This is a genomic window from Schnuerera sp. xch1, assembly GCF_019931165.1.
Lineage (GTDB): Bacteria > Bacillota > Clostridia > Tissierellales > Tepidimicrobiaceae > JAIOUP01.
In genome coordinates this window covers 63,128-74,613 of the sequence record NZ_JAIOUP010000013.1, presented here as the reverse complement: position 1 = coordinate 74,613, position 11,486 = coordinate 63,128, and the positions used below count along the sequence as shown (strand labels likewise).

Genomic DNA, 11,486 nt, shown 5'->3' with positions numbered 1-11,486 from the left:
AATCGGTGAGGAGTTATATTATTTTATGAAAAAATATCCCGTATTTATACGGGTTTTGGCGTTTCGCAAACGCCTAATATATTTTAAATAATGAAAGGATGGTTATTATGAGCAATAGAATACAAGGAACAACGACACTTATGGGTCTTATCGGATACCCACTTAAACATAGCAAATCCCCTCATATGCATAATACAGCATTTGAAGCATTGGGGTTAGATCACGTATATATGGCTTTTGAAATACAAGATGGTTTTATTAAAGAAGCATTGGATGCAATGAGGATCCTTAATGTTGGGGGATTTAACATTACAATGCCTCATAAAAAAGAGGTTGTTGAATATTTAGATGATATATCCCCGGATGCCAAAATTATCGGTTCAGTAAATACTGTAAAAAATGATAATGGAAAATTAATTGGATATAATACTGATGGTAGAGGTTTTGTAAAAGCTTTACAAGAAAATGGTATAGACTTTAAGGGGAAAAAAGTTGTACTAGCTGGTGCAGGAGGTGCTGCAAGAGCAGTAGCAACCCAACTAGCTTTTGATGGTGCTGGTGAACTTATACTATTTAATAGAACTTTAAGTTCTGCAGAAGAAATAGTTAATAACATTAATAAAAACATTCCAACTTGCAAGAGTAAAGCATTAGCATTAAATGAAGCTGTATTAGTAGAAGAGATTAAGGATGCATTGGTATTAGTAAACTGTACTTCTCTAGGGATGAAAGTAACAATTGACCAAGCAATAATTTCTTCACCTGAAAAATTACCAAAAGATTTATTTGTTGCTGATATTGTATATGATCCTAATCAAACTAAGTTATTAAAAATTGCAGAAAAGGCTGGTTGTAGATATATGAATGGACTTATGATGATGATTTGGCAAGGAGCAATTGCTTTTAAAATTTGGACTGATAAAGATATGCCAATTGATTTAATAAAGCGAGAGATATTTGGTAAATAATAAGATGAACCAAAAATAATAGATAAGTGTTAAATATATTCCATATTTTCGATCAATAGTTTCTATGAAATAATTTCACCTAATAGGTAAAGCAACAACTGAAGATACATTAGCGGTTTTGTTAAGATATTAAACCAAGGGTTTATAGATAATGTTTATTTAGCAATCGGTGCAACAGATCTTAGAAAATCCATTGATGAATTGGCTATTCTTGTTAAGGAAGCTTTAAATTGGACCCATTTATGAGAAGAATATTTAATAACATGGCTTTTCTTTTATTTCTTTTTAGAGATTATTACTTATAATATTTTTATTTAGAACCTTGGATTAATGTTGATACTACCTACGTTACCCAGCAAACTATAAAATCAGAAAAACTTTATAGTTTTGACGTATTTTATGTTATAATGAACATAGCCTTAATTATAATTTACTAAAATTTAACTCATCTTTAGTAATAGCTGATGATTAGAAGGAGTTGTAGAATATTGTCAGAAAAAAATATTATAAGATCTATTCAAAGAGCGCTGAAAATACTAGAGTGTTTTGATTTGGAACATATGGAATTAACTTTTAGTCAAATTGTTGAAATGATCAATCTTCCTAAATCAACCACCTCAAGAATATTATCAACACTAGAACATGAAGGATTTTTGATTAGAGATAGTGATACTCAAAAATATAAACTTGGTTATACTATGCATTTATTAGGCTTAGTAGCAAAAGAAAGCATGGATATAAGAACTATTAGTATTCCGTATATGGAAAATATGACGAAAATTACTAATGAAACAAGTAATTTATATATATTGGAAGGGTTAGATAGAGTATGTATTGCACAAGTTGAAAGTCCAGCACCTATAAAACAATTAGTAAAAATAGGAGAAAGGTTCCCTATATGGGCAGGTGCAACAGGTAAATCTATACTAGCATTTCTTGATGAATCAATTTGGTATGACATGGCTAAGGATTTAAAACAATTTACAGAAAATACTGTTACTGATCCAGTAGAATTTGTAGATGAATTAAAAGAAATTAGGCAGAAGGGTTATAGTTTGAGTTTAGGAGAATATTATAATGAGGTTGGGTGTATTGCTGCACCAATTTTTGATGAAAATAGAAAGGTAATAGGTTGTATATCAATGTCCGGTCCAGTTTATAGATTTCCTAAAGATATTGAGTATTTTGCAAGACTAATAACAGATTCTGCTAGTAACATATCTTATAAACTAGGATATAGAGAGAAAAGGCCAATATATCTTGAATAAAAAAGGATGAATTAGGTGGATAATAAAATTTAAGGAACTATATGCATTATATGGATATTAAAATATCTGATCGAATATACTAAATTTCTCCAGATGCACAATACCTTTTTGAACTTTAAGAGATGTTATAATTGTATAGTTACTAGATGTAAAACTATAAAGGGTATTTGACGAGAGTCTGTACTATTTAATATTTAGTCTGGATAAGATATATGATTGTAGATTTAGTTAAAAAGATTTATTAGAATAAAATAAGCAAATATAAAAAACTACTATTTCGATAGTAGTTTTTTACGTCCAAATGTTTAAATATGAGAATTTGTATTTAAATAATCTTTAGCAGTTTGTAAGCAACGTCTAGCATGTTCAGCATAACCATATTCCTTTACTCTTTTAATATGTGGCAATTCAATTGAATAAACTACTTCAGGAATTCTTTTTAAAATTGCTGCTATATCAATACTACCTTCACCTACATATAAACGTTCATCACGACCAGTATGGATTAATTCTTCTTTAGTAGTAGGTATATCTGAAGGACCATCACATATATGAGCAAAATGGAACCATTCTCTTGGTATCGAATCCAATTCTTCAAGACTTACCCGAGAACGATGAAAATGAAGCGTATCAATCATAATTCCAGCATTATCACGGTTAACCGTATTGAGAATATCAACTGCTTTCTCTAAATTATCAACATCAGCCCAAGTTACAAACTCTAAATCTACGGTTAATCTATACGATTTAGCTAAATCACAAAGTTCTGCAAATTTTTCAATATAAAAATCACGATTAGGTGTCCAAATGCTGCTTAGAACACTCTTAGCACCTAACTCTGCAGCCACTTCAAATGCAGGTAAATATTCCTTAACATCAACTCCATTATAGATACGAGCTAGCTCGATATCATGAACCTTCATATTAGTACTTGATAGGGCCCTTTTAGTTTGTTTTAACATCTCTTTATTTGAGGCTAAATCATAATTTGGTTCACCAGATAAACCCATATAAATAGGTCGAATACTTACATAATCATATCCAGACATAGCAGCTATGTAAGTCATTTCTGGTGGAGCACATCCTAATACTGTCAAATGTGCTAATGAAAATTCTCTTTTCATTTTATCACCCCCTTTAGTTCTATAACACGGAACTAGATTCCATTTATCTTCTATACTTAATTATATTTAAAAAATACAAAAATGTCAATATATTTGTTTATTTAATACTATTATCTTTTGATAATGTAAGCCATAATTACCTTATGATTATGTCAAAATAATATGAAAAAAGATGTGTCGTTTCTTATTCACAATAATATTAATATGAAGGTATTTCTATTATAAGTTATAATGTTTTGATAATTTATTAGCTTTTAATAGTATTGTTAGTCATAGAAAGAGACATAAGCATAGACTTCATCATAGACATAAGGGAAAAGCTAGAGAAAGAATATTAATACAAAGTGGATGCTGTCTATTGAGCTTCCTAACCCATTTGGATAATCGTATACTAATTTAGTATAAAATTTCACAGGACTGATAATCTTTAGTTTCTCAATCAAGAAGATCTCCATAATATTTTGCCAAAAGATATGAGCTTAAGTTTTTATAATATGGACAAAGAAGAAATAAGCATTAAAACGGGAAGGAGAGGCTTTAAAGGGGAAATATTTAGGCGGAATTGAAGCAAGATTTATGTTATGAGAAAATACCTTTTCTTTTTTCCATCAAGTTAGATTTAATTCAGCAACTTAAGCTAGTGTTAAACCATTAAGAGATGAATAAGGCCTTACAAAATTATAGAAAAATATAAACATACTGATTAAGTTATTTGCGAATTCAAAGGAATTAAAACCTTGTTTAATTTTACACCAAGCTTTAAATTGATGATGAAAAAATGTTGTCTTACCGCAGACAGGACAACGAGGATAATTTCGTAACTGCCTAGACATTAATCTATTAGAAGTAAATTGGTGATTAAATTTATGGCAAAGGTATTTTTGGTAACTATCTTTATCTTTGCCATAATTATAAAACGAATCTTTATTATTGGATTTCGAATATTTACTGGTACAATTTTTTGCATGAGGGCTTGATCCTTTCTGAGAGGTACTTGTTTTCTCGCGAAAACATTGTAACACAGAGGATTGAAGTCCTCAATTTTCATTTAAATTTACGAAGCGAAATTTACATAATAGTGTACATAATCATGTTAGTATATAGTTATAAACAGAAAATAAGGTTTTGTATATTAATAAATAAATTTAAAATGCAAAACTCAAAGAGGATAATGAAATACTAAAAAAGACTATGGATATATTAGCGAAAAAGTAAAAATTATAGGAAATTTTTATGTATATTCCTTTAATTATTATAATAATATTATTTACATCAACTATATTTATATATTGAAAATATAAGAGAAAGCAGAATACCAATTATAAATGAGATAGGTCGTAATGGTGGTTTAGAGTTGGTGAAGAAGTGTAATTAAGAATAATATTGTATGTTTAAGGGGGTAAATAGATTGAAAAAAATCATTCTAAGCGCAGATAGCGCCTGTGATCTTAATGATACATTGAAAGAACGATACAAAGTCAATTATCATCCACTTCATATCAACTTAGGTGGTAAACAATATAGAGATGGAATAGATATTAACCCAGATTATATTTATGATACATACCAAAAGGATAATATTTTGCCAAAGACATCTGCTTCTAACCCTTTAGAATATATGGAATATTTTAAAAAATGGACGGATGAGGGATTTGAAGTTATCCATTTATGCATTGGTTCAGGACTTTCTTCTTCATACCAAAATTGTTGTATAGCAGCGCAGGAACTTGGAAATATTTATCCAATAGATTCATGCAATCTCTCTACAGGAATAGGTCTTCTTGTTATAGAGGCTGCTGAACGTATAGTTAAGGGAATGTCGGCTAATCAAATTTATCAAGAATTAAATGAGCTAAAGTCTAAAGTTAATGCAAGTTTTGTAGTTGACAATTTGACCTATCTTTATGAAGGAGGTAGATGTTCAGCTCTTGCTTCCATGGGTGCTAATATATTGAATATTAGACCCTGTATACAGGTTGACAACTCAAGTGGTAAAATGAGTGTAGGGAAAAAATATAGAGGTGGATTGTCTAAGGTTCTAAAACAGTATACAATTGATAGGCTAAAGGGACAGACTAATTTGAAATCAGATAGGATCTTTATTACACATTCAGGAACATCCCTTGAGAATATAGATATTGTAAAAGGAACTGTAGAAAATTTGTATGATTTTAAAGAAATATTAGTTACTCGAGCTGGATGTACAATTTCTTCTCATTGTGGACCAAATACACTTGGTATATTATTTATGTCAAATTAACAATGTAGATAGAAAAAGAAATAATAAGTTACATTAATATAATTGTAAAACAAAGGAGAGGAGATATTAGTATAATAATTCAAAGGATTAATTTTAATGAGTATTCATCAGAAGCTTTAGAGCAGTTAAAGAAAGGGACATTTTTAATTATAAAAATGAAATAAATATAATGATAATAGCTGGGCGGTATAAGTTGTATTTGAAAAAGCCTGTATTTATGGTTGCTGTTAGATATTCAAAACATATTTATAAGTTAATAGAAAATACAAAAGAGTTTATAATTAGTATTCCTTTTAAAAAATATAGAAATTATAGATAAAGTAGCCACAAATATTATATAACTATCAAAGTAAATTTACTAATGTTTAAAAGAGTTGTATTAATTTTAGATTTGGTGGGAACATAAAGATAAAATTATAGTCAAAAGGAGGATAAAATGTCTCATAATACAGAAACAATAGAATCATTAAACGAACTCTTACAAGGAGAGTATATGGCTATAGAGAGTTTTAATAATTTTATTTCAAGAGTAGATGATGATCGTGTAAAGGACTGTTTTAAAGATATTCAACAAAAACATAGAAAGAATATCGATAAATTAGCAACTTATATTCAGGATATAGGTGGCCAACCAAATGAGAGTTTAGGCATGAAGGGGAAAATGGGAGAGATGCAACTTAATATGAGTTTAGGTTCAAAAGCTGATACTGGCGCGATTGTAGAGAAGGCTATAGAAGGTGAAGTAAAGGGAGTAAATATGGCTGAAAAAGTTTTAAGGGGCAATTTAGACGATAAATCTAGAGACTTAACTGGAGAAGTATTAGAAAGGGATAGAGAATCTATTGATATGTTGAGAAGATTAATATAATTAATAAAGTTGTATTAAGCAGTCTCAGTCTGATATTTTATCAGACTGAGACTGCTTAAATTTTCTTGAGGCTAAATAAGAAATTGTTAATTCTTGCTATATAAATAATGTGCAATGGGGACGGGGGGTTTTTGCATTACTGGAGAAGGATATGCAAAGCAACTAGAATCTGGTGATATAAGTTATAACTATGCTTTTAGCCTATTAGATATAAAGGTTAAAAATTATGATGTTTTAAAAGAGGATATAATTAGATATGAATAAAAATTACTTAGTAGATTTAAATATTTTCGTTAATTATATTGATCTATTACAATTTATGAGAGAAATAGGATTTAAATTATAAATAATATGTAAATATTGCAATGTTAATTAATATGGCGAGAAACATATATGGTAGAATATAGATATATGTTTCTTTTTATTTTCAAAACAGCGTGATAAAATTAATTTTTGATAAATATAATAAAACATTAAGAGGGATAACATGTGTACAGGTATAAAAATAAATTATAAAGATGGTTGTGTGATGGCAAGGACAATGGATTATGAGGTTCCTTTAAATTACAATGTAATCTATTTACCAAAAAATTATAATTACTGTAATGATTTGATGGGCAACCCACTGTATTCAAAATATAGGACATTAGGGATATGCTTTGAAAACAGAAATGCGTTGAAAGATGGTGTAAATGAACATGGATTAATAGGGATTACCAATGTTTTTTCAGGGTTTAATCTTTACTCTAATCAAGTAAAGTCGGAAAAGGTCAATATCTCCAGTTTGGATTACTTCACCTATGCACTTACAAACTATAAATCAGTAGAAGGATTAGTTGAAGGTTTACCAAATATTCATATATCTACTAAAGACCATAGAAGAGAAAATGTAATATCACCAGATTTTCATTTTATGTTTGCTGATTCTACTAAAAGATGTATTGTTGTTGAGCCTAAAAAAGGGAAATTGGTATGTTATGAAAATCCATATGATGTAATGACCAATTCGCCCGGCTTTGAGTCTCATGTTAGAAGACTTGAGAAACTTATAGATTTAGATAATCTTGAACATTTTAACTCTGCTAAAAATTTGCCAGGAGGTTATGATCCTATTTCTAGGTTTATTAAAGCCTTTTATCTGACTAAAATGAACATTAAGCCTAATAGCTCTAAGGAAGCACTTTCTCATTCTTATAATATAATGGCTACAATGATTATGCCCAATGGATTTGTAAGAAACAAAAAGTATAATCATATTACTTATACCAGATATATTTGTTCCTATGATACAAAAAATAAACTATTAACTGTAAAATCCAATACCAATCCAACAGTTTATCAATTGGGATTTGAAGATATAGACGACAAGGATAAAAGACAAGCATTCTTTATAGATTCAGATTTTATTGTGAAAAGGTTAAAATAGTTAATATTTTTATTATTCTATTGACTTATCTTTCATATCTCTAAAGGTTCTAGAGAATACCTTTATAAATAGTATACATAACACTATACCAGATGCTGCTTCTGAAATTGGAAAAGAGTACCGCATAGCATCTAAGCCTCCATACTTAGCTAAAACATATGCTACGGGAAGAAGTACTATTATCTGTCTTAAAAATGATATAAATAGACTTATAAAACCTTTAGCTATAGCTTGAAATGTAGTGGATGCTACTATTGCAAGACCTATTATTGGGAAGGATAAGCTTATGGTTTTAAGTGCCTTCGCTCCAATTCTTACAAGTTCGGGGTCGCTATTAAACAGACGTACAAATTGTTCAGGCATTATTTGGAATAGGATAAATCCTAAAGTAGTTATCGTAAAAGCTGTGAGAAGACCATACTTTATACTCTCTTTCATTCTGTCTGGCTTATTGTATCCATAGTTATATCCTAAAAGGGGCATATATCCTTGGTTTAGACCAAATATGGGCATGAACACAAAACTCTGCAGTTTAAAGTAGATGCCTATAACGGCTATTGCATTAGTATTATAAGAGCCTACTATAATATTTAAGCCTGCTATTGTAAAGGAACCTAAAAACTGCATCACCATAGCAGGGAATCCTACTTTGTATATGTCCTTAATAATCTGGAAGTTATATTTAAATTTCTTTCTATCAATTTTTATGTCCTTGTCGTTATTTATCACCATATGTATGATATAAATTCCACTTATTGCTCTGCTAAATACTGTAGCATAAGCGGCTCCAGCAGCACCAAGTTCTGGAAAGGGTCCTATACCAAATATTAGAAATGGATCTAGTATTATATTTGTAATGGCACCTATCAACATTGCAATCATAGGAGTAAAGGTATTTCCTTCGCCTCTTAGTATTTGATTAGCAAGCATAGGGACAAATAAAGATACAGAACCTATAAATATGACTCTAGCATAGTCTGTAGACATTTTTAGTAAATTTGGATCACTTGTAAAAAGTTCTATGATATTCTTAGAAAAGAATATACCTACTATGGCAATTATTAAACCGTAAAAAACGGATAGTAGAAGAACGTGTTCTGCGGTTCTAGAAGCTTGTTCTTTTTTATTTTGCCCTAAAAGTCGAGATATAAGAGAACTAGAACCTACCCCGGTACCTACTGCTATAGCTATTAAAAACATTTGTAAGGGAAAAGCTATAGAAAGGGAGGTAAGTCCATCAACGCTATATCTTCCCACATATACGCTGTCTACTATATTATATAGAGCTTGTATGGTCATGGAAAATATAGATGGAATAGATAACTTTATTAAAAGTGGCAAGATTGGTTCTACTCCTAATCTATTTTCTTGTAGATTATTTTTATCCTTATGTTTTTTCAATTAATCACTCCTATCTTTTGTCTAGAAAATTTCAAAAATATGTTTATGATAATTATACATTTTTTTGTGAGTTTAAACAATTATTTTATACTGATGATTTTGTAGAGTGTTTTAGGAAGGTAATATAAATTATGTGTCTTAAACACACTTTATAATCTTATAAAATTTATGTTAAGTTAATTCTATATCTTGACTAGTCCCTAAGGGGTTAGCTTATAGTTAATGTAGGAGGTGTTTATTGTGAAAATTAATAAAGTATGTAATGCTACGGGATTAACAAAAAAAGCTATCGATTATTATCAACAAAAGAAAATTATCGACCCAAATATTAATGAAAATGGATATCGTGAATTTAATGAACTTGAGGTTGAAAGATTAAAACAAGTAAGTGTACTTAGGGTATTAGGATTATCAGTGTCTGAGATTAAAGAGGTTATAAATTCCAAATTTTCCAAAGAAGAGTTGAGAAAATGTATTATTAGAAAAGAACTAGAAAATGAACTATCTAATAGACAAATTCAATTACTAAAGCAGCTTACAGAAGGTAAAAACATAGAAAAAATAAATGCAGAAATTAATGAATTAAATAAAAAGAAATCAATAAAAGAAAAACTTTTAGAAACTTTTCCAGGATTCTATGGTAGATTTTTTATAATTCATTTTAATAGATTTTTAGAAGAGCCTGTAAAGACAGAAGAACAAGAAACAGCCTATAAAATAATTGTTAAATTCTTAGATGAAGTAGAACTACCAAAAATTTCATATAAGATTATGAGCCACTTTGAAGAAGACATGGATTTTTGGTCAGATGATAGAATTGCTGAAGCAGAGGCTAGAAAACAAGAAGGAATTGAAGATCCAGAGAAGTTTTTAGATGATTATTCAGAGATAATTGAACAATATCAAGATTTTAAAGAATCTGTAGGATATAAGTCTTCCCCCTATGGTCAACTAATGGAAGCCATGAAATCATTTGGAAAAACTAGTGGTTATAATGATGTATTTATTCCTGCCATGAGGAGATTATCTCCATCATATGAAGAGTATTATCAGAGTCTATTGAAGGCCAATGAAATATTTGTAGAAAGATTTCCAGATTTCAAATAAAAATATATAAAAAAGATTCTGTATCTATTATACTAAGGCTAACTAAAAATATTGAATTTAAAAATTTCTTGATTATATGATTAAAAGAATATAATATGTAATAAAAGTAGGAAAGAACACAAATCATGGAGAGGAAAATATTAAATGATGGATAATATGATACTCACCAAAGTCCATCTGCAGAAGAAATAAAAAGATATAAATAGGGGGTTTTTTATGACAAATATAATGATACAAGGCACAGCCTCTTCAGTTGGGAAGAGTTTAATGTGTGCAGGATTATGTAAGATATTTAAAGAAGATGGATACAAAGTATACCCTTTCAAATCCCAAAATATGTCGTCAAAATATTACACTACCAAGGAAGGGTATAAAATAAGCACAGCACAAACTTTACAGGCAATAGCTGCTGGCTTAGAGCCAGAACCCAATATGAATCCGATTCTATTAATACCAAAATCTGATAACGGTTCTATGGTAGCTATAAAAGGCGAAGACAAAGAGGATATGGAAGCAGTAGAATATTTTAAATTTAAAAATAGCCTTAGGTCAATGATATTGGATACATATAAGGAAATTGAAAGAGAAAATGATATTGTTGTTATTGAAGGCGCAGGAAGTCCAGCAGAGATAAATCTAAAGGAAAATGATATTGTAAATATGGGTATGGCAGAAATGGCCGATGCACCTGTTCTTCTAGTTGGTGATATTGATAGGGGAGGCGTATTTGCCTCACTTTATGGTACAGTAAAATTACTTGAGCCCCATGAAAGAAGTAGAATAAAGGGTTTAATTATCAATAAGTTTAGAGGCGATAAAACTCTACTTGATTCAGGAATTAAGATGATAGAGGATATGTTAGATATACCAGTTATAGGTACTATACCATATGCTCCTTTGGAATTAGTAGATGAAGATAGCTTAGTAGACTATGAGAAGGAATGCAATACTAATCCACAGACAGAAGAGGAAACAGAAATGGAGTTAGGCAAACTATCCTTAATGTTAAGGGAAAATATGGATATAGATTGTGTCTATGAAATTATGGGACTAAAGGGTTAATC

The 11,486-nt window shown here is 29.7% G+C and carries 9 protein-coding genes and 1 pseudogene; 7 read left to right on the top strand and 3 right to left on the bottom strand.

From position 1 onward, the window contains the following. Positions 1 to 107 precede the first annotated feature (107 nt). Together K8M07_RS09780 and K8M07_RS09775 are read left to right on the top strand one after the other, a co-directional pair. Entirely contained in the window at positions 108 to 968 is an 861-nt protein-coding gene (locus K8M07_RS09780; RefSeq protein WP_223378308.1) for a shikimate dehydrogenase, read from the top strand. Positions 969 to 1,456: 488 nt separating this feature from the next. Continuing rightward, positions 1,457 to 2,236: an IclR family transcriptional regulator gene (locus K8M07_RS09775; RefSeq protein ID WP_223378306.1), complete on the top strand. Its 780-nt coding sequence runs from the start codon at positions 1,457 to 1,459 to the stop codon at positions 2,234 to 2,236. Between the two features lie 305 nt (positions 2,237 to 2,541). Here the strand turns inward: K8M07_RS09775 and K8M07_RS09770 are convergent, their stop codons facing one another. Continuing rightward, positions 2,542 to 3,360, bottom strand: a complete 819-nt coding sequence (locus K8M07_RS09770) for a sugar phosphate isomerase/epimerase family protein (protein ID WP_223378304.1) — start codon at positions 3,358 to 3,360, stop codon at positions 2,542 to 2,544. 632 nt (positions 3,361 to 3,992) lie between these two features. Then, positions 3,993 to 4,136 (bottom strand): annotated as a pseudogene (locus tag K8M07_RS09765) (IS6 family transposase); the annotation flags it as partial. Positions 4,137 to 4,768: 632 nt separating this feature from the next. Here K8M07_RS09765 and K8M07_RS09760 point away from each other — a divergent pair. From K8M07_RS09760 to K8M07_RS09750, 3 genes are all read left to right on the top strand, one after another. Then, entirely contained in the window at positions 4,769 to 5,620 is an 852-nt protein-coding gene (locus K8M07_RS09760; protein ID WP_223378302.1) for a DegV family protein, read from the top strand. A gap of 436 nt (positions 5,621 to 6,056) precedes the next feature. Then, positions 6,057 to 6,488 carry a DUF2383 domain-containing protein gene (locus K8M07_RS09755; protein ID WP_223378300.1) on the top strand — a complete coding sequence of 144 codons (432 nt, stop codon included), beginning with the start codon at positions 6,057 to 6,059 and terminating at the stop codon, positions 6,486 to 6,488. 487 nt (positions 6,489 to 6,975) lie between these two features. After that, positions 6,976 to 7,914, top strand: a complete 939-nt coding sequence (locus K8M07_RS09750) for a linear amide C-N hydrolase (RefSeq protein WP_223378298.1) — start codon at positions 6,976 to 6,978, stop codon at positions 7,912 to 7,914. 12 nt (positions 7,915 to 7,926) lie between these two features. On the opposite strand, the gene K8M07_RS09745 is transcribed toward K8M07_RS09750, so the two are convergent. Then, positions 7,927 to 9,315 carry an MATE family efflux transporter gene (locus tag K8M07_RS09745; protein WP_223378296.1) on the bottom strand — a complete coding sequence of 463 codons (1,389 nt, stop codon included), beginning with the start codon at positions 9,313 to 9,315 and terminating at the stop codon, positions 7,927 to 7,929. 240 nt (positions 9,316 to 9,555) lie between these two features. On the opposite strand from K8M07_RS09745, the gene K8M07_RS09740 reads away from it, so the two are divergent. Continuing rightward, entirely contained in the window at positions 9,556 to 10,422 is an 867-nt protein-coding gene (locus K8M07_RS09740) for a MerR family transcriptional regulator (protein ID WP_223378294.1), read from the top strand. Positions 10,423 to 10,638: 216 nt separating this feature from the next. Continuing rightward, positions 10,639 to 11,484, top strand: coding sequence for a cobyric acid synthase (locus K8M07_RS09735; RefSeq protein ID WP_223378292.1), 846 nt, complete (start codon positions 10,639 to 10,641; stop codon positions 11,482 to 11,484). Positions 11,485 to 11,486: the final 2 nt, after the last annotated feature.

Coding starts and splice junctions, on each gene's coding strand:
- K8M07_RS09780 (WP_223378308.1), top strand. CDS start 108: ATGAGCAATAGAATACAAGGAACAACGACACTTATGGGTCTTATCGGA.
- K8M07_RS09770 (WP_223378304.1), bottom strand. CDS start 3,360: ATGAAAAGAGAATTTTCATTAGCACATTTGACAGTATTAGGATGTGCT.
- K8M07_RS09755 (WP_223378300.1), top strand. CDS start 6,057: ATGTCTCATAATACAGAAACAATAGAATCATTAAACGAACTCTTACAA.
- K8M07_RS09750 (WP_223378298.1), top strand. CDS start 6,976: ATGTGTACAGGTATAAAAATAAATTATAAAGATGGTTGTGTGATGGCA.
- K8M07_RS09735 (WP_223378292.1), top strand. CDS start 10,639: ATGACAAATATAATGATACAAGGCACAGCCTCTTCAGTTGGGAAGAGT.